Origin of the sequence: Caproiciproducens lactatisolvens (assembly GCF_052443335.1) — a bacterium.
Classification (GTDB): domain Bacteria; phylum Bacillota; class Clostridia; order Oscillospirales; family Acutalibacteraceae; genus Caproiciproducens.
The window spans coordinates 1,254,574-1,279,887 of record NZ_CP195750.1; the positions used below are offsets into that span (position 1 = coordinate 1,254,574).

General features: G+C 50.9%; 25 protein-coding genes, 1 tRNA gene and 1 pseudogene. 15 read left to right on the forward strand and 12 right to left on the reverse strand.

Annotation, left to right across the window (positions count from 1 at the left end; all coding sequences use genetic code 11):
• Nucleotides 1-2: 2 nt before the first annotated feature.
• A complete protein-coding gene (gene mgtA, locus ACRQV7_RS06120) occupies nt 3-2,657 on the forward strand; it encodes a magnesium-translocating P-type ATPase (RefSeq protein ID WP_444659834.1) in 2,655 nt (884 codons plus the stop codon).
• A 44-nt stretch (nt 2,658-2,701) separates the two neighbouring features.
• Here the strand turns inward: mgtA and ACRQV7_RS06125 are convergent, their stop codons facing one another.
• On the reverse strand, nt 2,702-3,979 hold the full coding sequence (locus tag ACRQV7_RS06125) for a glycosyl hydrolase family 18 protein (RefSeq protein ID WP_275714319.1): 1,278 nt from the start codon (nt 3,977-3,979) through the stop codon (nt 2,702-2,704).
• 217 nt (nt 3,980-4,196) lie between these two features.
• On the opposite strand from ACRQV7_RS06125, the gene ACRQV7_RS06130 reads away from it, so the two are divergent.
• Nucleotides 4,197-4,964 carry a MerR family transcriptional regulator gene (locus ACRQV7_RS06130; RefSeq protein WP_444659835.1) on the forward strand — a complete coding sequence of 256 codons (768 nt, stop codon included), beginning with the start codon at nt 4,197-4,199 and terminating at the stop codon, nt 4,962-4,964.
• A gap of 69 nt (nt 4,965-5,033) precedes the next feature.
• Here ACRQV7_RS06130 and ACRQV7_RS06135 read toward each other — a convergent pair whose 3' ends face one another.
• From ACRQV7_RS06135 to ACRQV7_RS06150, 4 genes are all read right to left on the reverse strand, one after another.
• Nucleotides 5,034-5,816 (reverse strand): DUF169 domain-containing protein, encoded by a 783-nt coding sequence (locus ACRQV7_RS06135; protein WP_444659836.1) that lies wholly within the window; start codon nt 5,814-5,816, stop codon nt 5,034-5,036.
• A gap of 51 nt (nt 5,817-5,867) precedes the next feature.
• Complete coding sequence (locus tag ACRQV7_RS06140) at nt 5,868-6,047, reverse strand: DUF4177 domain-containing protein (RefSeq protein ID WP_444659837.1); 180 nt, start codon at nt 6,045-6,047, stop codon at nt 5,868-5,870.
• A gap of 63 nt (nt 6,048-6,110) precedes the next feature.
• On the reverse strand, nt 6,111-6,395 hold the full coding sequence (locus ACRQV7_RS06145) for a CPBP family glutamic-type intramembrane protease (protein WP_444660236.1): 285 nt from the start codon (nt 6,393-6,395) through the stop codon (nt 6,111-6,113).
• Entirely contained in the window at nt 6,277-6,774 is a 498-nt protein-coding gene (locus ACRQV7_RS06150) for a hypothetical protein (protein WP_444660309.1), read from the reverse strand. Before ACRQV7_RS06150 ends, ACRQV7_RS06145 begins: the two co-directional genes overlap by 119 nt.
• A 197-nt stretch (nt 6,775-6,971) precedes the next feature.
• On the opposite strand from ACRQV7_RS06150, the gene ACRQV7_RS06155 reads away from it, so the two are divergent.
• Nucleotides 6,972-7,796 (forward strand): hypothetical protein, encoded by an 825-nt coding sequence (locus ACRQV7_RS06155; protein ID WP_444659838.1) that lies wholly within the window; start codon nt 6,972-6,974, stop codon nt 7,794-7,796.
• A 250-nt stretch (nt 7,797-8,046) separates the two neighbouring features.
• Here the strand turns inward: ACRQV7_RS06155 and ACRQV7_RS06160 are convergent, their stop codons facing one another.
• Both ACRQV7_RS06160 and dcd read right to left on the reverse strand, forming a co-directional pair.
• Nucleotides 8,047-8,793, reverse strand: coding sequence for an EFR1 family ferrodoxin (locus ACRQV7_RS06160; RefSeq protein ID WP_444659839.1), 747 nt, complete (start codon nt 8,791-8,793; stop codon nt 8,047-8,049).
• Between the two features lie 392 nt (nt 8,794-9,185).
• On the reverse strand, nt 9,186-9,737 hold the full coding sequence (gene dcd / locus ACRQV7_RS06165; protein WP_444659840.1) for a dCTP deaminase: 552 nt from the start codon (nt 9,735-9,737) through the stop codon (nt 9,186-9,188).
• Nucleotides 9,738-9,903: 166 nt separating this feature from the next.
• Here dcd and ACRQV7_RS06170 point away from each other — a divergent pair, with 166 nt between their 5' ends.
• On the forward strand, nt 9,904-10,374 hold the full coding sequence (locus tag ACRQV7_RS06170; protein ID WP_444659841.1) for a hypothetical protein: 471 nt from the start codon (nt 9,904-9,906) through the stop codon (nt 10,372-10,374).
• Nucleotides 10,375-10,437: 63 nt separating this feature from the next.
• Nucleotides 10,438-11,301: a L,D-transpeptidase family protein gene (locus ACRQV7_RS06175; protein ID WP_444659842.1), complete on the forward strand. Its 864-nt coding sequence runs from the start codon at nt 10,438-10,440 to the stop codon at nt 11,299-11,301.
• A 280-nt stretch (nt 11,302-11,581) separates the two neighbouring features.
• Here ACRQV7_RS06175 and ACRQV7_RS06180 read toward each other — a convergent pair whose 3' ends face one another.
• Both ACRQV7_RS06180 and ACRQV7_RS06185 read right to left on the reverse strand, forming a co-directional pair.
• On the reverse strand, nt 11,582-12,532 hold the full coding sequence (locus ACRQV7_RS06180; RefSeq protein WP_444660238.1) for a substrate-binding domain-containing protein: 951 nt from the start codon (nt 12,530-12,532) through the stop codon (nt 11,582-11,584).
• A gap of 3 nt (nt 12,533-12,535) precedes the next feature.
• Nucleotides 12,536-12,670 (reverse strand): annotated as a pseudogene (locus ACRQV7_RS06185) (LacI family DNA-binding transcriptional regulator); the annotation flags it as partial.
• Nucleotides 12,671-13,165: 495 nt separating this feature from the next.
• On the opposite strand from ACRQV7_RS06185, the gene ACRQV7_RS06190 reads away from it, so the two are divergent.
• The 10 genes from ACRQV7_RS06190 (at nt 13,166) to ACRQV7_RS06235 (ending at nt 23,110) form a co-directional block, all read left to right on the forward strand.
• Nucleotides 13,166-14,338, forward strand: coding sequence for an ABC transporter substrate-binding protein (locus tag ACRQV7_RS06190; protein ID WP_444659843.1), 1,173 nt, complete (start codon nt 13,166-13,168; stop codon nt 14,336-14,338).
• A gap of 173 nt (nt 14,339-14,511) precedes the next feature.
• Nucleotides 14,512-15,354 carry an ABC transporter permease gene (locus tag ACRQV7_RS06195; RefSeq protein ID WP_444659844.1) on the forward strand — a complete coding sequence of 281 codons (843 nt, stop codon included), beginning with the start codon at nt 14,512-14,514 and terminating at the stop codon, nt 15,352-15,354.
• Nucleotides 15,351-16,172 carry an ABC transporter permease gene (locus ACRQV7_RS06200; RefSeq protein ID WP_444659845.1) on the forward strand — a complete coding sequence of 274 codons (822 nt, stop codon included), beginning with the start codon at nt 15,351-15,353 and terminating at the stop codon, nt 16,170-16,172. The genes ACRQV7_RS06195 and ACRQV7_RS06200 overlap by 4 nt, the downstream gene beginning before the upstream one ends.
• Entirely contained in the window at nt 16,148-16,909 is a 762-nt protein-coding gene (locus ACRQV7_RS06205; RefSeq protein WP_444659846.1) for an ABC transporter ATP-binding protein, read from the forward strand. The genes ACRQV7_RS06200 and ACRQV7_RS06205 overlap by 25 nt, the downstream gene beginning before the upstream one ends.
• A gap of 11 nt (nt 16,910-16,920) precedes the next feature.
• On the forward strand, nt 16,921-17,661 hold the full coding sequence (locus ACRQV7_RS06210) for an ABC transporter ATP-binding protein (RefSeq protein ID WP_442867972.1): 741 nt from the start codon (nt 16,921-16,923) through the stop codon (nt 17,659-17,661).
• Nucleotides 17,662-17,673: 12 nt separating this feature from the next.
• Nucleotides 17,674-19,128 (forward strand): NAD(P)/FAD-dependent oxidoreductase, encoded by a 1,455-nt coding sequence (locus ACRQV7_RS06215; protein ID WP_444659847.1) that lies wholly within the window; start codon nt 17,674-17,676, stop codon nt 19,126-19,128.
• Nucleotides 19,118-20,386, forward strand: coding sequence for an NAD(P)/FAD-dependent oxidoreductase (locus tag ACRQV7_RS06220; RefSeq protein ID WP_444659848.1), 1,269 nt, complete (start codon nt 19,118-19,120; stop codon nt 20,384-20,386). Before ACRQV7_RS06215 ends, ACRQV7_RS06220 begins: the two co-directional genes overlap by 11 nt.
• Nucleotides 20,387-20,389: 3 nt before the next feature.
• Entirely contained in the window at nt 20,390-20,767 is a 378-nt protein-coding gene (locus ACRQV7_RS06225) for a DUF1667 domain-containing protein (RefSeq protein WP_444659849.1), read from the forward strand.
• Nucleotides 20,751-22,247, forward strand: a complete 1,497-nt coding sequence (locus tag ACRQV7_RS06230; RefSeq protein WP_444659850.1) for a lactate racemase domain-containing protein — start codon at nt 20,751-20,753, stop codon at nt 22,245-22,247. The genes ACRQV7_RS06225 and ACRQV7_RS06230 overlap by 17 nt, the downstream gene beginning before the upstream one ends.
• Before the next feature lie 77 nt (nt 22,248-22,324).
• Nucleotides 22,325-23,110 (forward strand): sulfite exporter TauE/SafE family protein, encoded by a 786-nt coding sequence (locus ACRQV7_RS06235; protein ID WP_444659851.1) that lies wholly within the window; start codon nt 22,325-22,327, stop codon nt 23,108-23,110.
• A 343-nt stretch (nt 23,111-23,453) separates the two neighbouring features.
• Here ACRQV7_RS06235 and ACRQV7_RS06240 read toward each other — a convergent pair whose 3' ends face one another.
• The 3 genes from ACRQV7_RS06240 to ACRQV7_RS06250 all read right to left on the reverse strand — a co-directional run bounded on the left by ACRQV7_RS06240 (nt 23,454) and on the right by ACRQV7_RS06250 (nt 25,293).
• Entirely contained in the window at nt 23,454-24,368 is a 915-nt protein-coding gene (locus ACRQV7_RS06240) for a hypothetical protein (protein ID WP_444659852.1), read from the reverse strand.
• 323 nt (nt 24,369-24,691) lie between these two features.
• Nucleotides 24,692-24,767: transfer RNA gene (locus ACRQV7_RS06245), tRNA-Ala, on the reverse strand.
• Nucleotides 24,768-24,876: 109 nt separating this feature from the next.
• Nucleotides 24,877-25,293 (reverse strand): bacteriohemerythrin, encoded by a 417-nt coding sequence (locus ACRQV7_RS06250; protein ID WP_444659853.1) that lies wholly within the window; start codon nt 25,291-25,293, stop codon nt 24,877-24,879.
• Between the last annotated feature and the right edge of the window lie 21 nt (nt 25,294-25,314).

The window sequence follows — 25,314 nt, forward strand, 5'->3', positions numbered from 1 at the left end:
AAATGAAAAAGAATAAACTGCAGGCAACCGGAATCAGCGCGCAGGCCATTGCGCAAAAGCTGGCGGAGTACTCCAGAATGGAGAAGTACATGCTGCTCTCCGCCCTGAAAACGAGGGAAAAGGGACTGGACATTGTCGATGTGGAAATGTTTTCCGAAGAGTACAAAAGCAATGAGATTTCCCATGAGAAGCCAAAGCCTTGGTACGTGCAGCTGATCAAAGCCTTTGTCAACCCGTTCACCCTTGTCCTGCTGATTATTGCCGCGATTTCCTTCCTGACGGAGGTGGTCCTCGCAAAGCCGGACGAAAAAAGCCCGGCGGCCGTGATCGTCATTCTTTTTCTGGTCCTGGTAAGCGGGGGGCTGCGCTTCTTTCAGGAATTCCGTTCCGGAAAGGAAGCGGAAGGGCTGAAATCCATGGTCAAGACGACCGCGACGGTGATCCGCCGCGAAAACGGGCGGGAAGAGATTCCTATGGCGGAACTGCTGCCCGGCGATATTGTTGTGCTGTCCGGCGGCGACATGATTCCCGCGGACGTCCGGATTTTGAAGGCGAAGGATTTGTTCGTCAGCCAGTCGGCCCTGACCGGCGAAGCCGAACCGGTGGAGAAGTATCCGGAGCCGGGTAAGACCACGGAAGGGCATAACCTGTTCGATCTGCGGAATATCTGCTTTATGGGGACCAACGTCATCAGCGGCGCCGCTACCGCCGTTGTGCTCGCCACCGGGGACTTCACCTATTTCGGCAATATGGCAAAGGAGCTTTCGGGCGACCGCGCGCCCACCAGCTTTGACAAGGGCGTCAACGCCGTCAGCTATCTTCTGATCCGCTTCATGCTGGTGATGGTGCCGGTCGTCTTCCTGATCAACGGCATCACGAAGCACGACTGGATTGAAGCGCTGCTGTTTGCCATCTCGGTCGCCATCGGCCTGACGCCGGAGATGCTGCCGATGATCGTGACCACCAACCTTGCCAAGGGCGCCGTCAGTATGTCGCGCCAGAAGACAGTGGTCAAGCACCTGAATTCCATCCAGAATTTCGGCGCGATGGATATCCTCTGCACCGATAAAACCGGTACGCTGACGCGCGACGAGATCATTATCGAACGCCATCTGAACGTGCGGGGGGAGGAAGACATCCGCGTCCTGAAGCACGCCTACCTGAACAGCTATTTCCAGACCGGGCTGAAAAATCTGATCGATCTGGCCGTCATTGAGAAGGCCGGAGAAGAGAGCATCACCTATCTGAACAACGAATACACAAAGGTCGATGAGATTCCGTTTGACTTTTCCCGCCGCAGAATGAGCGTCGTGCTGAAAAACAGAACCGGAGAGGCGCAGGTGATCACAAAGGGCGCCGTGGAAGAGGTCATGGAGATCTGTTCCTTCTGCGAATACGACGGGGAGGTTGTCCCGCTGACCGGCGAACTGCGCCAACAGGTCGTGCGCATGACGGACGAGCTCAACGCACAGGGAATGAGAGTGATTGCGGTCGCGCAGAAAAAGAATCCGGCCGTGGAGGGCGTTTTCGGCGTCAAGGACGAAAGCGGCATGACGCTGATGGGCTATCTCGGCCTTTTGGACCCGCCGAAGGAATCCGCCGCCACCGCCATACGTGCCCTGAAGGAGTACGGGGTACAGGTCAAGGTGCTGACCGGCGACAATGAAGGGGTTACGCAGAAAATCTGCGGCGAGGTCGGCCTGCCGGTTGACAAAATCCTGCTCGGCTCCCAACTGGAGAAAATGAGCGAGGACGAGCTCTTAAAGCAGGTGGAGGATACCACTGTTTTCGCGAAGCTTTCCCCCGTTCAGAAGGCGCGCGTTGTCGACGCGCTGCAGGAGCTGGGCCATACCGTCGGGTTTATGGGCGACGGCATCAATGACGCGCAGGCGCTGAGCAAGGCGGACGTCGGGATTTCCGTGGATACCGCGGTGGACATCGCCAAGGAGAGCGCCGACATCATCCTGCTGGAAAAAGACCTGATGGTGCTGGAACACGGCGTGATTGAGGGAAGGAAAATATTCGGGAATATCATCAAATACATTAAGATGACGGCAAGCTCCAATTTCGGCAATATGCTTTCCATGCTTGTTGCCAGCGCATTCCTGCCGTTTCTGCCGATGATGCCGGTACAGATTCTGGTGCTGAACCTTCTGTACAACATTTCCCAGATTTCCATCCCGTGGGACAATATGGATGCGGACTACCTGCGCGTGCCGCGTAAATGGGAGGCTTCGAGCATCGGCAAATTCATGATCTTTATCGGGCCGGTCAGCTCCGTGTTCGATATCGCGACTTATTTGCTGATGTGGTTTGTGTTCGGCTGCAATACGGCCTCCAATCCGGCGCTGGTCGCGCTGTTCAACGCCGGCTGGTTTGTGGAGAGCCTGATCTCGCAGACGCTGATCGTCCACCTGATCCGTACGCCGAAGCTGCCGTTTATCCAGAGCCGCGCGGCTTCTCCCGTTGTCCTTCTGACTACGGTGATTATGGCGATCGGCGTAGCGATTCCGTTTACGCCGCTCGGCGAATATCTTGGGCTGGCGGCTCTGCCGCTTCCTTATTTCGGCTGGCTGGCGGTGATTGTACTGGGATATACCCTGTTTGCGCAGATCGTCAAGTCCCTCTATATCAGAAAGAACCGTTCATGGCTGTAACGGAAAGAAGGGCCTGAGCATCCCGCTCAAGCCCTTCTTTCTGCTTATCTTACTTTTCTGACATTGTACATGGAGTTCAGCACGATCCAGTTCTGGGGGAAGAAACTGTTGATGGTCCAGTAGCTGACACCGCCCAGATTGTATTGATCCACCAGCCTGAGCTTTGCCTGAATGCTTCGGGCATCCTCGAACCAGACGACGTGCTGTTTTCCGTTTTCATAGTAATTGAAGAAGGGGGACTGTGCCTCCTCGTCGAACATGATCTGCGCGCCTACTCTGGACGCGAGGCTGACGGCGCCGGGGTTGGTCAGGGAGCGGGCGGCGCTGCCCTGAACGAAGGGCAGCGTCCAGTCGTAGCCGTAATTGGGAATCCCCATCAGGATCTTCTTGCTGGGAATGACGGAGACGGCGTATTGCAGCACGTTCTCCACCAGATTGACCGGGGCGACCGCGCGGGGCGGCCCATAGGTGTAGCCCCATTCGTAGGTCATCAGGATGACGTGGTCCACCAGGGTGCCGTGCGCGGCATAGTCGTGCGCCTCGTACAGCAGCCCCGTCTGTCCCTCGCTGGTTTTCGGCGCGAGAGCGGTGGTAACGATATAGCCCAGCGGACGCAGCCTGTCGACGACCTTTTTGATAAAGCTGTTATAGTTGTTCTTATCATTTGGAAAGATATATTCAAAATCGATATCCAGCCCGTAATATTGTTTTGCGTTCAGCGTCCTTACGATATTTTCCAAAAGGGTATTCTGAATATCCGGATTCGCCAGAATGGTATGGGCCAGATCACTGTTAAAGCTGGCTCCCTCCTGAATGTTGGTAATGACCATCATGGGACCGACATTCTGATTCCACGCGGCCTGAATCAGCGGGGTATCTTGTATGGGGGCCAGACTGCCGTCCGGACGGACCTGATAGCTGAAAATGCTGAGGTAGGTGAGATGGGGCAGGGTGTTTTCGAGCGTAGTGGTATTGATGTTGGGGAAAGCGTATCCGTTTACATCGATGGTTCCCAGCTTTTCGGTGGAAAGGGGAATCGTAATGACCTGGCCTGCCCGGATTCTGGAGGGGTCGGTGATAGAGGGATTCGCGCTCAGAATGCGGAACACCGTGGTGTCGTAGCGCCGGGCAATGGAATACAGCGACTCTCCGGAAGCCACGGTGTGGTCGACACTGTCCGCGTCCACCACAATCGCCTGCCCAATCATCAGCCGTTCCGTATTTTCCAGGCTGTTGTCGGCAATGATTTTCTGTATGGAAACGCCGTAGCGTCTGGAGAGGGAATAGATGCTGTCCCCCTGCCGCACGATATGTATCACCAAATCCATCACACCTTTTCCTTATAAAATGGCGGTAAGCGGCTGTCCTTTCTTTGCACAGAACCGCTTTCTACCAGTATATGAGAGGAAATTCCGGCGTATTCCTGCCCAAAAAAGAACACAGCGGTAAAAGCAAAAATAAAAAATCGATTGAAAAAAACAGGCTATTGACATTGACGTAACGGAAAGGTGTATGATCTTTTTGCAGGGAGGGGATTTCATGGAATACACGATTCAGAAGCTGGCGCGGCTGTCGGGTGTCAGCACACGTACGCTGCGGTACTATGATGAGATCAATCTTCTCAAGCCGGCGAGGATCAACTCATCCGGATACCGTATCTACGGGCAGGATCAGGTCGACCGCCTGCAGCAGATCCTGTTTTACCGTGAGCTGGACGTCAGCCTGGAGGAAATAGGGAAGATCCTCAGCGCACCGGATTTTGCCGTGAAGGACGCGCTGAGTTCCCACCGTGAGAAGCTCCTTGCCAAAAGGGCGCGGCTCGACGCGCTCATCGCCAATGTGGAAAAAACACTGGCTTACGCGAAAGGAGAGACAGATATGGCCGATCAGGAAAAATTTGAAGGCTTTAAGCAGAAGCTCGTTGACGAAAACGAACGGAAATATGGAGCGGAAATCCGTGAGAAGTACGGAGAAGAAGCGGTAGACAGAAGCAACCGAAAGCTGAAGAATATGACGCGGGAAGAGTACGGCCGGGTTACCGCCCTGGGTGAGGAAATTATGCAGACGCTTCTCAGCGCCTACCGGACGGGGGACCCCGCCGGGGAGCTTGCGCAGCGGGCGGCGGACCTGCACCGTCAGTGGCTGACCTTCTATTGGGACAGCTACAGCAGGGAAGCGCACGCCGGGGTCGCGCAGATGTATGTGGACGATCCGCGCTTCACCGCCTATTATGACAAGCACCAGCCGGGGCTGGCCGCGTTTCTGCGTGACGCGGTTCTCATCTATACCGGCACAAAAAGCGAATAAGCATAAAAGGAAAGCGGCGGGCAGGATAAAATCCTGTCCGCCGCCTGTCTGTAGATAGAATGATCTGTGTTATTGGTTTCTCTCCAATACCTTGGCCCAGGTCGCTCCCTGCAAGAAACTGCCCTCCACGTTATTTTCCATTTGTAAGAACATCTGATAGGGGACGGCAAAAGAGAGCAGGTCCTTATCGATGTATTTTCTCGCAGAGATATCCGTCATGCCGATAATTGCGCTGGGATGTTCCTTTTTTGCCTGGGCAAACGGCAGAATGCACACGCTGTGGCATCCGGCGCCGAAGGGGGCGATCACGGTTTGCGTTTCTCCGGCTTCCCTGTCGTAGTTGGCCAGGACGATCAGCGCGGAAAGCTGGTCCGGATTTGCCAGGAATACGATGTCTTCGGGCGTTTCGTTCCCGTCCACCTGTTCCAGCGGCTGAAACAGGACGTATTCGGTCGGGACGTCCGTCATAGGCAGGGAATCGATGAACTTTTTTGCCAGCTCCGGGGTCTTATAATATCTTTCCCCTATATCCAGCGGGGTGGAGGTATGAAAATTTTTGGCGGTCTCGCTGCGGGCAAACTCCTGATTGCCCGTCGAAAGGTAATACTCGATTCCGCCGGGAAATTTGGTGTATTGATTGCCGAAGCCAAGGCCGGTCCCCCCGCCCAGACAGCCGAATGTCTGACGGTCAAAAGCGGCGGCTCTTCCTTTCGCCGCGGACATCAGCATTGCCGCCACGCAGCCGTGACGCCCCTGTGCGAATTGCAGGGCGCCTTCCGGCTTGCTGTCGGAAAAAAGAACGGCTACGGGGGAGTAACGAAGGTTGACTGTGTTTGCAATTTTGCTCTCCATGGTTTTGCTCTCCTTTGTTCTTAATTGAGGTCAGTTTTCTATTGTGTCCTTTTATTTCTTTTCTCTCTTCAACACAAAGATCATCATAGAACCCAGACCGCCGGCACATTGAAAGTTCACAAGTTCCCAGCCGTCTTTGCCGTACCGTTCCAGCACCGCATCGCTTTTCCTCTTTAAGCTTTTCACCGTGTCAAAGAGGCTGTTGAAAGTCACTGTTGTATATTCCCACATGTTAAACCCCTTAATAGTACGATTGAAAATCAGTATATCAAAAATATGCCCATAACCGAAATGTCATTTTATAAATAAGATACTGGAATAATCCAAAACAGCATGAATTAAGACCGGGACAAACAAAGTATGGCTCTTTTTATATAATAGAGCGAAAACTCCGCTTATCAATATCCCTTGACCTAATAAATTCGATAAAATTGATCTTATTAATTGTCCCAGGGTAAAATCATACAGAATAGCTGGCACCAACGAATGTGCTGCACCGAAAAGGACACCGCTTATAATTGCGGCTATCCAGAATCCCATTTCCTCCTCTATTTTCGAAAATAAATATCCTCTGAAAATTAATTCCTCCGAAAATGCGACAATAATCAAATAGAAAAAAGGCCGAATAATACCCTTTCATCGAAAAGTCACCATTGAGAAAAAACATAATTAGGTATATTGAGAACAACGCAATGATAAGCAAGGGCCTTTTTAAGGTAATTCCTAAATTGTTTAATGATTTATCCTTAAAAAGCGTAATGATTAGTAGCACGATCACAGGGAATAAACTTATAGAATCATGTAAAGCCCTTTTTCCAATATTCAGCGCTGTTATCTCGGGCAAACGAATCAATAAACCCTGCTGCTTTTCGTAAGCGAGACAGCAGCCCATGAAGATTAAATATTGTATCACGATGAGAGCCGGGCTTAAAACGTTTTTAACTTTTTTAGTTAGCATTACAATCCCTCAATTAACGCTTCATAAAGAATTTACATATGCTTTCTGCCCCATGGAAAGTCCGCATTCGGGTTGCCTTGACAATATCGGACCCTTGTAACCATAATTACTTATCTGTAACTGGAAACTTTTGGAAACGAAGTCTATAATGGAACAAGCAAAATCAAACTTGCATTATTAAAAAGGGGCACTGATTTATGAAAAAATGGATGGCTTTTTGTATCGGAATGGCGATACTGACTGCGCTTGCCGGATGCGGCTCGGAAATCCGCGCGATACCCACCGCACAGAGCGCACCGAAAAGTTCACAGGAGTCCGGCTCCGATGCCGCAGGTTCCTCTCAGATATCGGAAAGTTCCGGTTCTGCCGTACAGGTCCCGTCAAAAAACGGCGGTACGGTTTCCGGCGTTTCTTCCGCCATACCTTTCGGGGTGGCGCCGTCTACGATTTCTGCGGAATACAAAAAAGGCGATACGGAGATCAGAGCAGAATACCCGCAATTTGAAGGAAACAGATATGCCGGAGTCGATTCGCAGATGAAAAAGGAAGCTCTCAGTACTATGGACAACGTAAAGGCGGATAGTAAATCGACGGGTATCACGGCCGAAACAGCCGGACGTGTGGAATTTAGTTCAAAAGATTTTGTCAGCGCGGTGTTTGAGACTTCTTTCCTGACAAAAGACAATACGCATACGTTCCGGTCGCTTCGCACAGTGAATTATGATCTGAAAGCGGAAAAGGCCGTTATGGAACAGGACCTGATTGTGAATAATGGCGCCTTGTACAAAGCGGCGGACGCGGCCGTAAAAAAGCAGCTTTCCAAAGAACTTCAGACATATTTTACACCGCAGGTTTTAAAGGACAGTTTGGACCAGTCCGAACTCTATTTCAAAAAGGACGGAATAGTTGTGAGTTTCACTGTGATCTATACGCTGGGCGACCATGCCGAAATTTCTATTCCGTATAACGAAACGCAAGGATTTCGTACGGAAAGTTCCGTTTGGAACAATTTCGCAACATGACGGGAAACTGCTTAGCAGCGTTTTCAAAAACCCGCTATGATTCCGGCGCCGCTAAATGCACCAATAAAAAGAAATGGGAAACTGACGCAATCTATCGGTTTCCCATTTTGCAATGGTGCTGTATCATACGTTCTTCTATAATTTTGCATCTCATTTTGATGTGCCTTTGCAATGATCCATCAACTTGAGCAGCTGATTTTTATTATCTCACCATCACAATATGCTCATAATCAGACGGATAAATTAAAATTTATAAAAGCCTCTGCAGGCAAGACTCGTAAGTATATCTCAGACGATTCCGGGTGGAATCTCTATAGTTGATTGCCGCAACCGGACAATGATGAAGACAACGCAGGCAATTATCGCATTTCAGGAGCACCCAAAACGGCTTGTTTTCTTTCATTTCTATCGCATGAACCGGACAGTTCTTCACACACAGCCCACAACGAATGCAGGAATGGTTCACAGTAAAGGGGGAAGTGCTTCGGGCTTTCTCATAATAAGTGTGAATGCCGGGCGTTAATCGGCGTATGAGCCAGTTGCTCCGATAGGGTTTTTGTGTCCCTTGAATGATCTTATGAAGGACTTTTTCTGCATGAATCAATTTCTTTTTCTGCGTCTCCAAGGATGGTATGTCATGCAGTATCGAATAGTTTGTGACCATGACGAGGGAGTAGACGGTTGGTTTAGGAAGTCCTTTTTCTAAAAAAAGCTTTTCTATCGCGGCGTCTCCTCCGCCTAAATATCCGCCGCATGTGATAATAACGACTATTTTACTGACGTTCATAAATTCACTTTTTCGGATGAATGTTTCCATCCGGTCTGAAATCCCCCAAAAACAATTAAACGTCGTCAGAAATAGAGGCTCCCCATCTTCTAAGTAAAATACGGCAGGCTCTTCAAACTCACAAACATCCACCAGATCCCCTTGAAATGTTTCGTGCAGTTTTATAGCAACATGCTTTGAATTACCAGTTGAGCTATAGTATATTACCATTGCAGCATGACCTTCTTTCTGTGACGGCTTCTTGTTGACACAAGAATTCTGTTTATTTGCGTGTTATAGAAACAGTACGGTTTCCCTATAGCTGCTCATTTTGTGCAGCCTATCAACGTGTTTTGGCTACAGGATTTATTACTGCAAAGGCATGTTTTTTTGCCGTTTCGGAAAATCACATTCGTTTATAAATGGACAGCCACCGCACGCCGTATTCTGAACCAAAACGGCCCCGGCCATAATTTCATAGGAATTCCCCGGCCACCAGCCGAGATCTCCATAGTATTCCAGCAGCTTATTGTAAATCCAATTTGATTTGTTTGACATGGACTTGTCCCCTTGATTCAATAGACCACTTATAAATCCGGCTTCCCGATTTGCTTCTGCCTGCTTTAAAGAACGGAAATGTCACTTTTTTCTTTATCCATAAACACTCTTGAACCTGTGGCACCTTTTTGCCCCTGATATTTCCCCTGATAGGGCTTGAGGGCAATATCATCCATTTGGGCAAATACAAGCTGTCCCACTCTCCAGCCGGACTGCAGTTCGATCGCACAGCGGTTCGCATTAAATAATTCAAGAGTGATTTCTCCCTCAAATCCAGGGTCCACCCATCCGGCGTTTTGGATAAACAGGCCCAATCTTCCAAGGGAACTTCTTCCCTCAACAAATGCGGTCAGATTATCGGGCATTACAAAATACTCCAATGTAGTGGCAAGGACAAACTGCCCGGGGAGAAGAAGATATTTATCCGTTTGAATGGTTTTATATCTGATTTCATTTTGTAAGGTAATGATTCCGTCGGGTGAGTCTTCCACAATACTGAATGTGTTTCCAAGGCGGATATCTACGCTTGCGGGCTGTATTTGCTCTTCCCCGATCGGTTCTATCAATAATGTTTTTTCTTTTAACATTTTAATAATGGTTTTATCCGATAAAATCATGATGGAATCCTTCCTTTGCATTTTATAAATAACGTACTTGTTAAGTATTATATCAGCTAAAATCTGTAAACGCAAAAGAAGTTAACCGCGGTATTAGAGTTTTAAAAGCAAAAATGCGCACATATGATAGGATTGATTATAGATGTGATGGTAGGGATAGAGCCATATGAGACATATTGATATAAAAAAGCTTCTGAAAAGCGGACTTGTGGCAAATATCGCCATTTCGGCCGCTTCCGTTGCATTGATCTATTCATTGATTTCGCTGTACTTCTGCAGTCATTTCTTTTTCAATACGGAAATAAATGGAGCGAATGTCTCATTAAAAGCGTACGGCACTGCAAATCAGGCGATAAGAGACTATATGAAAGGCTACGAACTGCAGTTAACGGAAAGAAATGGGGAAACAGAGAAGATAGCAGGACGCGATATAGACTTGCAGTATCATGAAAAAGTCGGGATTTCCGAAATTTATCCTCTGCAAAGACCGTTTCAATGGATGGGCTCGTTATTCGAAGGTAAAAAATATACGATCAGTGATTTATACATTTACAATCAGGACCTTCTAAAAAATAAAATTGACCAGCTGAATTGTTTCAATAGGACTGCCGCGGAACCGCAAAATGTCAGTTTTTAGTATTCCAACGGGTTATACGAGGCGGTTAAAGAAGTATATGGAAATACAATCATTCAGGATCAATTGAACAAAGCCATAAAGACGAGTATTGAGAGGGGAGAAACAAATTTAAATTTAGAGGAAGCGTATTGCTACAAAGAGCCAAAATATACCTTGAGCTCTTATAAAACGCACATAGTAGAGAACCTGCTGAACAGGTATGTATCAGCCAATATTACTTATCAATTCGACGGTAAAAAGGAAACAGTGAATGGGGATGCCATCCATAAATGGCTTACTGTCAGCGAAGATTTAGAGGTTGTAATCAATAAAGCCGCAGTTCAAAAGTATGTAAATGAATTGAGCAGAAAATACGATACGGTCGGAGCGGCAAGAAACTTCAAAACATCTGTGGGGAAAACCGTTACGGTGAAAGGCGGTCTTTACGGATGGAAAATCGACCGGGATGCCGAAGCGGAAGCGCTGTTGGAAAATATAACACGCGGCGAGGTAGTGGAAAAAGAACCGGTCTATGTCCAAAGGGCTTTATCCAGAGGGGAAGATGAAATCGGCGATACCTATTTGGAAATCAACATAACGAAACAGCATGTGTGGTTTTATCTGGATGGAAAGCTTCTGGCCAGCGGTTCCGTGGTAACCGGAAACCCCAACAGGGGATGGTCCACTGTAACCGGGGTTTACATGCTCAATTACAAACAAGAAGGCGCCGTCTTAAGCGGCCAGGGATATGAAGCCAATGTCACTTACTGGATGCCTTTTTTCGGAAATACAGGATTGCACGACGCCAGCTGGAGGTATTCCTTTGGAGGAGAGATCTATAAAAGAAACGGGACTCACGGATGCATCAATGCACCGTTCTATCTGGCGAAAACGATTTTTGAAAATATAGAAGTAGGGACCCCCATCATTAGCTATAAAGAAGGATAAAACGGGATAATCACTCGCCCGACCGCTCACCCATAACGAAATATCCGAAACGTTTGAAAGTCTCATCTTTGCGATACCGCTTCCGATAACTGTCCAAGTTTTCACTGCTTTCTAAGTTAACTTGTCTTTTGAATCTTGTCCTACCTGTTTGATCGATCGGGTAGAAGCAGGGTACGGTTTACCGATTGTCCATTAATTTTTATTATATTCCATATTCAGAATAAAGGAAAGGGATTTGAACCTTTGTGATTCAAATCCCTTTCCTGCTTTTTAACTCCGTTCATGGCCTTGGCTCCACACAGGAGCTTGTTGCTCCCGGGGGAAGACCTTCGACAGTACGCGGCTCGGCGGGAGGAGCAGAACAACTTTCCCGCCGCACGATGTGGCACGGCACGATGACCTTCAGAGGCAGGGAATGCCCGCCGTTGATGCGGTCGATGAGCACGCGTGTCGCGATCTTTCCCATCTCGTCCAACGGGATATGGATGGTTGTGAGCATCGGCGAGACATACCGATCTGTCTCGATGTCGTTCGCACCCATTACCGAAAGGTCCTCCGGCACCCGGAGACCGTGCCCCTTGCAGGCCTGCAGTACCCCGATGGCAGTATTGTCGTTGGCGCAATAAAGCGCTGTGGCGTCCATACCCTGCGCCAGAAGACGCTCCAAACCCCGGAAGCCGCATTCAAAGGAAAGCACCGAATTTGTGGCAATGTTCCGTTCGCTGCGCTCAAGGCCCAGCAGCTCCAGCCCGTGCAGATAACCCCGGAAGCGGGCCTCGTTTCGATCCGTTCCCACAAAGCCGATGCGGTGGTGTCCAAGGCTGTACAGATAACGTACAGCCTCTTGGGAAGCCAGATAACCGTCGCAGATTATGCCGTCGCATCTCACGTCCAGATCGTTCCATCCAAGATAAACGGTCTTTTTGAAATGCTTGCTCAGAAGCTGGTACAGCTGAGACTGAAACCTCCCGATGATGATGAGCTGATCACTGGAAGCCTCCTGCATAAACTGAGCGGTAGAGCCGTTTTCGATTCCGCCCGAATAAAAGGTGTATTTCAGCGTATAGCCGTTTTGGAAGGCTTCGCGCTCGATACTGGCGATGGCGTGGGTGAAAAAAGGATCTTTCCGCACCTCCTCAGGAGAGCAGGCCACGAGGCAGTAGATGGAACTTACCGGCTGCGGCGGGGTCTTGCCGGACTTCTTCAGAGACTGGGCTTCCCTGTTGGGCATATAACCGCCCGCCTGCGCAATTTTCCATATACGGTCCTGAATTTCTTTGCCGGCGGCGCTCGGCGATGAGGCGTTAAGTACCCGGGAGACGGTTGAGATGGATACATGAGCTTGAGCCGCAATTTCCTTTAAAGTCATATACAACAGCTCCTTTGCTTAAAAAGATAGCACAAAAATACGCAAAAAACAATAAAAACGCAGAAACAATTTTCAGCTTATCATGGAATTTTCTATAGAAATTATGCAAAAGGTACAACTTGATTGACAGATATCACAAAAAATCGGCTGTAAAAACCGCAAATAAGTGGGAATGAAAACGTTTGGGTAAAACCGTATGTAAAATTGACGAAAATCTCTTGAAGTATACAAGGGGAAATGGTACCTTTGTAATGAGGAAAATCGATGGGTATCGAAAAGAAAGTGTCGCAAAAATCAACTGAAATTGTAAAATATTTAGCAGATGTTCACGCAAATTAAAGCAAAAATGGAAAATAATGCAGAACTTTGCGTGCTGTTGCAGATGTGCGGTCTGTTTCTGACATTTTTGCCGGAGGCTTCTGCCCTATTTAATCTTTCAGATTGCGGCGACATTTTTTTACGGGGAAGATTTTATGATTGAAAGGGGAAAAAAACATGAAAAACATGAAAAGAGCACTTGCACTGTTTCTTACGCTTGCGATGATCTGCGCGACGATGGCTGGCTGCGGCGGAACCGCGGACTCCACGTCCCCTGCGGCCTCAAGTGCGGAGGGAAGCGCTGCGGGCACGGAAAAATCCGGCACCACCTTCGGCCTTACCCCGCTGGACAAGCCCACGACCCTGCGGGTCGGGTTCTTTTCCGGTTCCGCACACAGCATGCCCTTCTATATTGCCGACAAAATGGGATTTTTCAAAGAATTGAACATCGATGTGGAATATGAATCCTTCATTAACGGCCCGGCGATGATGGAGGTAAGCTCAAACTGGGATGTGTGCGACGTGGGCGGCCCCGGCGTTCTGAACGGCATGAAGAACCACGACGTCCACATGATCGGGCTGTGCGACAACGAATTGAACACCGCTCTTTTCGTCCGTCCGGACAGCGACCTTGCAAAGGATCCTGCGAATCCGGATCTGTGGAAAGGCAAGACCATCATCCTTAACAGCGGAACGACCCTGCAGTACATGTGCGCGAGTTATCTGAAAAGCATCGGTTCCAGCATCAACGACGTGAATATTGTCAGTATGGACGTTACCAGTAGTCTGACTGCGTTTAAGGCAGGTCAGGGTGATGCGGTCTGCGCATGGAACGCCGTAGCGTACAACGCGGACGACAGCGGACTCGTGCGTGTGACGGACATGAGCGAAATGGGCCTGAACAACGTCTGCGGTCTGTGCGCGACGGGGGACGCCGTTAAAAACAAAGCAGATTTGCTCAAACTGACCTGGATGGTCTATTACATGACCGCGGCATGGTGCCAGGAGAGCGATGAAAACATGTCCAAGGCAGTGGAACTTTATGTGCAGTCCTGCGAGGATGAGGGCGTGGCGTCCAGCGAGTCGATCTGTGAGCGCGCATTGAAGATTTTCAAATGCCCCTCCGTCAAGGAAAGCTATACCGATATGACGACCAAAGTGACGGACCGTTCCGGCTCCGGAGAGGTTCTTCAGGCTACCAATTATCTTTTTGAAACACTGGATTTCTTTATCGGGCTGGGAAGCTATACGGCGGCGGACCGTAAGAACATTCTGGACAAGGGTCTCGTCGACTCCTCGATTGCCGAGTCCTGTAAGGATACGCTGACGCAGCTGGGATATCTTTCGTAAAGAGGTGCCTTCCGAAAAACAGCAAGATCTTATGGGATCGTCCCGGCCTCCTTAACCGGTTGAATCGGACGATCCCGAAGATTCTATAAGCGTTTATTTCAGCACCGGCATTATGCGGCGTTTTTCGGTAGCTGGTCAATCCACCGGTAACAAGCCTTTAAGGAGGAACGAATATGAGTGAAAAAGAATACGCAGCAGCCAGACTGACAGACGAAGAACGCGTCCGGCTGGTACAGCATCAAAAGCGGCGCAGCGATTATCAGCTTACGATGCTTTCCATTATCGGCGTGTTGGGATTCCTGATTCTATGGCAGGTGGCGGTCGCGGCAGGCTGGCTGCCCAGCCGGTACGTGCCCATGCCGTCCAGAGTCATCGAACTGTTTTTTGAAAAATGGATGGACCCCAATCCCGACGGCGCGACGCTGGGCCTGCATATCCTGAGCAGCCTGCAGGTGGCGCTCACAGGTTTCGGACTGGCGATCGTCATCGGTGTACCGCTTGGACTGCTCATGGGCTGGTTCCGTGCCTTCGACAAATTTATGCGCCCGATCTTTGAGATACTGCGCCCGATCCCGCCCGTTTCGTGGATTCCGATCACGATCCTTTGGCTGGGCGTGGGCCTGAAAGCAAAAGCGTTCATCGTCTTCTTCTCGGCCTTCGTTCCCTGTGTGATCAACGCCTACACCGGGATCAGGCAGACGAGTCCCGTGCTGATCAATTTTTCAAAAACATGCGGCGCCTCTACTTTCACGATTTTCAGAAAAATCGGGATTCCTTCCGCCATGACCATGACCTTTGCCGGTATACGGGTGGCGCTGGGCAATGCGTGGGCCACGCTCGTAGCGGCGGAGATGCTGGCCGCGAGTACCGGCCTGGGTTATATGATCCAGCAGGGCCGTCAGTTTGCCCGGCCCGACATTATTATTCTCGGCATCGTGGTCATCGGCGCCATTGGGGTTCTGTTCACCTCGCTGCTGGGCAGGATCGAATACAAAGTATTGGGGTGGAAGAAATGAAAAAAACGGAAGAAACGATCGTATGCAGCGAGTATGAACGCAGGGAACGCCGGCGCAGTCAAATTTACAGCGTACTTCCGTTCGTATCCGTTGCACTGCTGCTGATCCTGTGGTTCGCGGCATCTTCCGCGGAAGGCAGCAACTTTCCCTCGCCAAAGGACATCGCCGACAGATTTACCCTGTTTCTGCAAAAGCCCATTAAGAACCTGAGCCTTATGGGCCATATCTGGGCAAGCCTCCAGCGCGTTTTCATCGCGTTGGGCGTGTCCTGGCTGATCGGTATTTCCTTCGGCGTACTGATCGGCTGGAACAAAAAGGCGAACGCCCTGTTAGGGCCGATGTTTACGGCCTTCCGCTCGGTTCCTCCTCTGGCCTGGGTACCGCTGGTGACCATGTGGTTCGGAACCGGCGAGTTCCCGAAGATCCTGATCGTTTTTGTCGGCGCGCTGATGCCGGTGGTGGTGAATACAGAGGCTGGCATTGCCAACGTACAGAAGCTGTATTTGGACGTTGGGAGCATTTTTAACGCCAGCCAGCGCCAGATGCTGTTTGAAATCGCCATTCCCTCTTCGCTGGACGCCATATTCGCGGGCATCCGGACATCCACCAGCGCGGGCTGGATGGTGGTGTTGGCCGCTGAAATGCTGGGCGGAAAATCCGGCGTGGGCTTTTTGATTACCCGCGGCATGGATTCGGGAGATTATTCCCTTTGCCTGCTTTCAATGATCTGCATCGGTCTGGTGGGAGCGCTGCTGGCTGTTATTATTCAAGTCTTAGAAAGGATCATCTTGCCATGGACAGCAAAAAAATCAAGCTGAAACTGGAAAATATCTCCCAAAGCTATATCGTCAAGAACAGGGTTTTTGACGCGGTTGTCGGAGTGTCCCTGGAAGTCAGAGAATCTGAATTCCTGGTCATTCTGGGCCCCGGACGCTGCGGGAAATCCGTACTGCTCAATATGATCGCCGGACTGGAAAAACCGGTGGAAGGGCGCATCCTGCTGGACGGAGAGGAAATACGGGGCAGCGACGAGCGAATCGGCATGGTATTTCAGAAGCTGGCACTGATGCCGTGGAAAACCGTTATGGAAAACGTCGAGTTCGGTCTCAAGATAAAAGGCATGAAAAAAGAAACCCGGCGGGAAATCGCACAGAAATACATCGATCTGGTAGGCTTGCAGGGTTTTGAGAAATGCTATCCCAATCAGCTTTCCGGCGGCATGAAGCAGCGGGTGGGCATTGCCCGCGCCTATACGAACAATCCGGAAATCCTGCTGATGGACGAGCCGTTCGGCCAGCTGGATGCCCAGACCCGCTACGCCATGCAGGACGAAGTCCTGCGGATATGGGAAGCCGAAAAACGCACGGTTATTTTCGTGACAAACAATATAGAGGAAGCCCTGTATTTGGCCGATCGGGTTATCCTGCTGACAAACTGTCCGGCGGCGGTCAAGGACGTCTACGAGATCGATCTGCCGCGGCCGCGCAATGCCGTTGACCCGGAGTTTTTGCGCCTGCGTAAGCTGATCAGCGAAAACACCGACCTAGCACTGTAAGGAGGCGCATGATGAGCGAATATAAAGTGGAGGTCAACAACCTCACCAAATATTTCGGGAACCTGCATGTTCTCGACAACATCAGCTTTAAGGTCAAAAAGGGGGAGTTCGTCTGTATCGTAGGCCCGACGGGCTGCGGAAAGACCACCTTTTTAAACCTGCTGACCCGTATTTATATGCCCTCCAAGGGCGACCTTTTGATCGACGGGGAATCCGCGACCCCCAAAAAGCATAATCTGGCGTTTGTCTTTCAGGAGCCTTCCGCCATCCCATGGAAGACGGTAGAGCAGAACCTGCGCTTCGGCCTGGAGCTGAAAAAGCTTCCGAGGGCGGAAATCGACAAACGGGTGGAAACCATCATTAAGCTCATGGGCCTGGAGCCGTTTCGCGACTCTTATCCTCATCAGCTGTCGGTAAGCACCGAGCAGCGCATTATCATCGGTCGGGCTTTTGCCATGAATCCGGACCTTCTGCTGATGGACGAGCCCTACGGCCAGATGGATATCAAGCTGCGTTTTTATCTTGAGGACGAAGTGATCCGCCTGTGGCGGGAACTGGGCAGTACGGTGATCTTCATCACACACAATATCGAAGAGGCTGTTTATCTGGCCGAGCGCATTCTGATCCTCAGCAATAAGCCTACCACCATCAAAGAGGATATGAAGGTGGAACTGCCCCGTCCCCGGGACGTAACCGATAAGGCGTTCATTGATATCCGTCAGTATGTCACCGATCAGATCAAATGGTGGTAAGGAGAATAATGTATGTATGATGTTTTGATTGTGGGCTGCGGTGTAGTCGGCGCGGCGATGGCTTATGAACTGTCACGGTATGACCTTTCGGTATGCGTATGCGAGCGCTCCAACGATGTGGCCAACGGAGTGACAAAGGCGAACAGCGCTATTCTGCACGCCGGATTCGACTGTCCCGTCGGCAGCCTGGAGGCCAGACTGAACGTGGAGGGCGTGAGGCTGGCCAAAGAAATCTGCGAAAAGCTGGATGTCGAGAGGCGGGAGATCCCCAGCTTTGTCATTGCTTTTAATGAACGGGAGAGGAAAGAGCTGGACGCCCTTTACGAGCGGGGCATAGCCAACGGCGTGCCGGGCGTGCGCATTGTCGGCCCGGAGGAAGCCCTGGCTTTGGAGCCCGGTCTGAATCCCAAGTTGATCGCCGCCTTATACGCACCCTCCTCGGCGATTATCAACCCCTGGGAGTATGCCATTGCCATGGCCGAGACCGCCGTGACCAACGGCGCCGAGGTCAGGCTTTGCAGTCCGGTTACGGCCATTGAGAAAGTGCCGGAGGGGCATTTTAAGGTGACGGCCGGGACGGACGTTTACGAGGCAAAGTATGTCGTTAACGCGGGCGGCGCGTTCTCGGCGGACGTCTACCGGCTGGTGGGCGGAAACGACTTGAAACAGACCAATTTTTGCGGACAGTACTACGTGCTGGACAAAAATCAGGGAAAACTCATCAATTCGGTTATTTTTCCGTGCCCTGACGAGCACGGCTTTAAAGGTGTGCTCGTGGCGCCCACCGTACACGGCAATCTGATTGTAGGCCCGGATTCCTATGTGGTCGAAAACGGCGACTGCGTGGCCACCGTTTCCCCGTTGCTGGAGGAGCTTCAGGAACACGGCCACCGTTCGGTGCCCGGCATTGATTTCCGGCAGATCATTCACGAATATGCGGGTGTGCGGCCCAACACGCAGATACCGGATTTTGTTATTGAAGAATCCGGAATCTGCCCGCATTTCATTAATCTGGCGGGAATCAAGAGCCCGGGGCTGTCCAGTGCGCCGGCAATTGCAAAAGAGGGCGCGAAGCTTCTTGAAGGCTGCGGCCTTGTCCTGAATGAAAAGAAAAACTTTATTGATAAAAGGAAGCGGATCAAATTCCGCGAATTGAACCGGGAAGAGCAGGAGAAGATCATTTCTCAAAATCCGCTTTACGGTCGGGTCATCTGCCGCTGTGAGACTGTGACAGAGGGCGAGATCGTGGAGGCTATCCACAGGCCCATACAGCCGAGAACCATCGACGCCATCAAGCGCCGGTGCAACGCGGGCATGGGGCGGTGTCAGGGCGGCTTCTGCGGTCCCCGGGTTCACGAGATACTGGCGAGGGAACTGAACGTCTCGCCCATGGATATTCTCATGGACGAGCAGGGTACCTTCCTGCTCACTTCGCCAATCAAGGAGGCGGACGATTATGAAGCTTGAATACGACATTGTCGTGGTGGGCGGCGGTCCGGCCGGTCTGGCGGCCGCCTGCGCGGCAAAGGAAAACGGAGCGGGAAGCGTGCTGATATTGGAACGGGACAAAGAGCCCGGCGGCATTCTGAACCAATGCATTCATAACGGCTTCGGACTGCACTACTTTAAAGAGGAACTGACCGGCCCGGAGTATGCCGCCCGCTTTATCCATAAGGCAAATCTTATGGGCGTGGTGTTAAAACTGGATACGATGGTGCTTTTGATCGAGGGCAAGACCGTATACGCCGTCAACGCCGCGGAAGGGCTGCTCGAAGTGCACGCAAAAGCGGTCGTCCTGGCGATGGGTTGCCGGGAGCGCACCCGCGGCGCCATCGGTATTCCCGGCGACCGGCCGGCCGGCATCTTTACGGCAGGTACCGCCCAGCGCTATATCAACGTCGAGGGCTGGATGGTCGGCAGACGGGTGGTCATTCTGGGCTCCGGCGATATTGGTCTCATCATGGCGCGGCGTATGACCCTGGAAGGCGCGAAGGTGCTTGCCTGTGTGGAACTGTGTCCCTATTCCAATGGGCTCAACCGAAATATCGTTCAGTGCCTGAACGACTATAACATTCCGCTGTATCTCTCTCATACTATCACCGGAATCGTTGGTAAGCAGCGGGTGGAGAAGGTGCTGATCTCCGAAGTCGGACCGGACAGAAAGCCGATTCCCGGTACGGAGATAAGCCTGGACTGCGACACGGTGCTGCTGAGCGTGGGACTCATCCCTGAAAATGAGCTGACCCGCGCCGCAGGTATTCCCATGGACAGCCGTACCAACGGCTCGGTCGTATACGAGAATATGGAGACCGAAATGCCGGGCGTGTTCAGCTGCGGCAATGTGGTTCATGTGCATGACCTCGTCGATTTTGTTACTGCGGAGAGCCAGCGCGCCGGAAAGGCCGCAGCCGAATATGTCAAAGCGGGCGGGGAGGAGATGCCTGGCCGGGTGCTGAACCTCAAAAATGGGCCGCGCGTCAATTATACGGTGCCTCAGAAAATTCGTCCCGGCAAGGTGGAAAAGTCCGTCGATGTCTTTTTCCGCGTAAACAACGTCTATCACGGCGGTACGGTCCGCGTGACGGACGGTGAAAACGTGCTCTGCAGTTTTAAGCGGGACCATCTGGCACCCGGAGAAATGGAAAAAATCACAATTCCGGCAGGATTGCTTAACAAGGCGCTTGGGGATGGGCTGACCGTGGAGCTGGCCGTTAAGGAGGAATAAACGATGACTGAACTGATCTGTATTGTCTGCCCAAAGGGCTGCCACCTGCGCGTGGATGAAGAAAATGGCTACCGGGTCACGAATTTTGGCTGTCCCCGCGGTGAAGCTTACGGTAAAAAAGAGCTTACGGATCCTACCCGGGTGCTGACCAGCATCGTACATATCCGGAACGCGGCGCATCCGTGCTGTCCGGTCAAAACGTCCGGAGCCGTACCAAAAGCGAAAATCCGCGAGGTGATGCGCATGCTGAATACGGTTTGCCTGAGCGCTCCGGTAAGGATCGGCGACGTGGTGGTGCCCAATGTATGCGGAACGGGCTGTGACTGGGTCGCCACTAAAGATATGGGAAGGGAGAACGGAAGCAATGAAATTAGAATTTGAATATGGTCAGGGCATGATGAGTGCCGAGCTGCCCGACGATACGGACGTTTTTATCCCAGGTGAAACCGTCCCGGACCCACCCTGCCTTCCACAGGATTGGGACAGTCTCTATCACGCGACGCTTGAGAGCGTCCGGAACCCCATCGGCATGCCGGCGCTTTCAGCGCTCGCGCACAAGGGCAGCCGGGCTGTCATCATCATCCCAGACATCGTAAAGGGGGGCAATCAGCCCACGAGCCATCGAAAGGTGGCAATCCGGGTCTGTCTCGACGAGCTTTACGGCGCGGGCGTTGAAAAAAAGGACGTTCTGCTTCTTATCTCGAACGGCCTTCATCCGCGAGCGACCGTTCCGGAAATGAAAGCTATTCTTGGACCGGATCTTTTTAATGAATTTTACCCCTCCGGACAGATCACAAGCCATGACAGCGAGGATTATGAGCATCTGATCGATCTTGGCTACACCGCAAACGGCGATCACGTCATCATGAACAAGTATGTTTATGATGCTGACGTTGCCATCCTGATCGGCCATACGCAGGGCAACCCCTACGGCGGATATTCCGGTGGATACAAACACTGCTCGACAGGCATCACGCATTGGCGGAGTATCGCGGCCCATCATGTTCCCCAAGTCATGCACCGTCAGGACTTCGTCCCCGTGTCCACAAACAGCGAGATGCGGAACAAGTTCAATCAGCAGGGCCAGTTTATGGAAGGGAAAATGGGAAAGAAATTCTTCTGCTGCGACGCCGTTCTGGATACGAAATCCCGCCAGATCGAGATCAACTCGGGCTGGGCAAAGGAAATGCAGCCGATCAGCTGGAAGATGGCTGACAAGCGCACCTATATCCACTGGGCCGAAAAGAAATATGACGTCGTCGTGTTCGGCATGCCCACGAACTTCCACTACGGCAACGGTATGGGAACGAACCCGATCCAGATGATGCAGGCCCTCTCGGCGCAGGTCATCCGGCACAAGCGGATTCTCAGCGACCACTGTGTTTTCATCGTTTCCAGCATCTGCGACGGCTATTTCCACGACGAACGCTGGCCGTATCTCCGGGAGCTGTACAACCTGTTCCAGCACGACTATATGCAGATTCTGCCGGACATGAACCGTTACGGAGAATACTTTGCGACCAATGAGGACTATATCCGAAAATATCGGTTTGCGAATGCGTTCCACCCCTTCCATGGCTTTTCCATGATGAGCTGCGGGCATATTGCGGAAATGCACACCAGCGCGATTTATATCGTGGGTGCCAGAGAGCCGGGTATTGCCCGGGGAATGGGGTTGAAAACCCGCGCGACTTTCGAAGAGGCGCTTGAGGATGCCAAACGGAAATTTGTTGGGGAAAATCCCAACATTCTCGCTCTGCCCCAGACCTTTACGACCGCGGCGGTGCATTTGTGCATGAAGGACCCCGACAAAAACAGCACTTTCAGGGACGGCGCTTCCGATCATCCCTGCTGCGGCTGAGTGCCGCGGAGTCTGCGCGGCCTGAACAGGGACAGCGCTGTGCGCCGTGCCTCTATTTTTAAGGAGCGTTACACGTCATGACCATTATTTTGCTGCTTATCAGCTTTCTGGCCAGCGTCGCCGGGGCGATCTGCGGGATCGGCGGCGGTGTCATTGTGAAGCCGGTTCTGGACAGCCTGTCCGTCGCGTCGGTTTCAACTATCAGCTTTCTGTCGGGCTGCATGGTGCTCAGCATGTCCTGTTACTCGGTGTGTAAGGAACTGCTGAACGGAGAAAGCCAGGTGGCCTTTAGAACCGTCACCCCTCTGGCCGTCGGCGCGGCGGCGGGCGGCATTCTGGGGAATAACCTGTTCAGCTTACTGCGGGCCGCGGCCGCTCAGCCTGAGCGGGTAGGAGGATATCAGGCTGTCAGCCTTGCAGTTATTGTTCTGGGAACCTTGCTGTATACGGTCAAAAGCGACCGTATCCGGACGCATAACATCCGGAATATTCCGGCTTGCCTGATGATCGGCCTCCTGCTTGGACTTATATCGAGCTTTCTGAGCATCGGCGGCGGACCCATCAATTTGGTACTGTTTTACTATTTCTTCTCTATGTCCACGAAAACAGCCGCCCAAAACAGTCTGTATATCATTTTTATCAGCCAATTGGCCAGCCTGCTGACGACTCTTGCCACGCGCAGTGTGCCGGAGTGCAGGATGATCTGGCTGATCGCAATGGTAGCGGGAGGAGTCATGGGGGGAATTGCCGGGCGAGGTCTGAACCGGCGCCTGAACGACGAACAGGTGCGTAAGCTCTTTATTGTCCTCATGGCAGTAATTATTGTGATCAGCTGTTACAACGCGAAGCAATTTTTATTCTGAGGCAGGATCTCATACGGAAAAACTGGACTGAGCATGCCTGTCGCATCACGGACAGCGATACCGGCGCTTCAAAGATTTCCTCTCTGACTCCAGGCAGTTTTCCGACATAAATAATTACAGAGCATATCGGTGACCTTTAAAAGGGTATTGTGAGAATTCCATTTTAAAGTCTTTCATCGAATATGCTCTGCTTTTTTTATTTTTTCTCAGATTCTTGAAACCTTGGGAAATGCGGCTTTTGTCCGCACCGGATGAGGTCAAAAAAGTTTATTCTCCACCCGCACACAGACAGCACAAAACTCATTTGCGGCGGCATAAACATTTACTGCGGCCAATGCGCAGATTATCGTACAAAAACATCACCGTTTTTCAGTCCGAACTCATTGTAATCTCCGCTTATCAGTTGTAAAGAATTATTTTCGGTACGTTTGAATTTCAACTCGTCGGACAGCCAATTATGGCCGGTAGCATCGTAGCATTTCAGTTCAAGGATGACGGTATCTTCGCTGCCGACAAAAGTATAAAGGTCCCCCTTATACCCGCTCCAAAAGATCTGAACATATTTTTGACCGTTCATTGTTCGTACTACATCGTCACTGTTCAAAGGATATTTCCATTTGTCTAACAAACAATAGGATTCCACAGAAATCGTTGCGCGCGAATCCTGCCCTGCGGAAAACCTGCATACAAAGGCAGAAGAGCCGTCATACTTCTGTCTGTTTTCTTCCGTATTAAAGAAAATCCATTCCTTTGAGCCGTATAGCGAATCCCAGTTTTTTGCTTTGTCCATGGGAACCGGCTCGCTGTGCGGCTTAGGTTTTGACGAAACGGCAGGCTTTACTGCTGAGGAAGTGGATCTTTTGCTGGAAGAGGAGCGGTTCGCTTCTTCGGCTTTTGATGCGCTGTCTGCTTTATTTGTGGTTTGCGAGGAAGTGCTTTGCGAGGAACTGTACAGCTTTTTATTTTCCTGCACTTGCTTTGATGGTACAACGACCTGTTGGCTTTCTTTCAGCACAATGTTTCCGCTGCCGTCAACGGCTAATATGTCATTCGTAACGACCTTCCCGGTTTTGGAGTCTAAGATATTGCCATGATCATCCACCGTATAAGATTGATAATCAGAATAATCTGCAGAGCTTGACACGGGTTGTGATACCGTCCGGGACGAGCCGGAATTTGTACCGGGACTTTGTTTGCTGCACCCGCATAAACAGCAAAATATACCCAAAATCAGAATAAAAGTGAAGATTTTACGCATGAATAGTTCCTCCCTTTGCGGCTCGAAAGCCAATACCAGTCAGTCCTTGATCCGCTCAATCACGTCAGGGCCGAATCTATATTTCATTTTATCATATAAAAAAAGAAGTCGATTCTTTTGCAGAAATCGGCTTCTTTTGATAAAAATCTGGTGGAGACCAAGAGAATCGGGGGGTCCAGTTTCCGCCCGCATTCCGCGAGTCTCTGCCTCTTTCCTGGTGCGCGGGCCATCTTGCTCTTTCTCCGTATTTGCGCCGGAGTTCGTTTCTTCATCAATCTATAAAGCCCAAGACGCTGACCTTTTAATGGTCAGCGTCTTGGGCTTGGTGGAGACGAAGAGGATCGAACTCTCGACCTTACGGATGCGAACCGTACGCTCTCCCAGCTGAGCTACGCCCCCACAACGAAAGCTATTATATCATGTTGGCGGGACGATTTCAACTGTTATTTTTAACTTTATTTGATCTTATTTCCAATCAAGCGTGCTGAAAATGGCCTGAAACCTGATTTCAGGCTTTATGGCTCCTTACGTATTGGCCTATTTTTTTGTCCTGTGTGGAGATATGCTGAATCAGCCAGTTGATCACCATTTGATTGGCGTTGATAATCACGGCGATATTTCCGCCGGACCTGGCGTATTCGGCTTTCAGCTTCGCCAGTTCCGCAATAAAGTTGGTGTGAAGCTCCTTTTGCGTTCCGTATTCGGGGTAATGAATACTGAGCATGTATTTTTCCTCGTCGCGAAAATGCATCTTTGTGTATTCATCCAGGAAATCCAGCATTTGTGCGATGAATTCTTTCGCCTTGCCGTTTTTGCCGGCGTCAAACAGCTGGTTTGCCTTTTCAAACCAAATCTTGTGCTGCTGATCGATTATGTCTACTCCTACGGATAAATCCTCCGTCCATCCCATGGCCATAAAAAACATACCGCCCTTCTGCAAAATTTG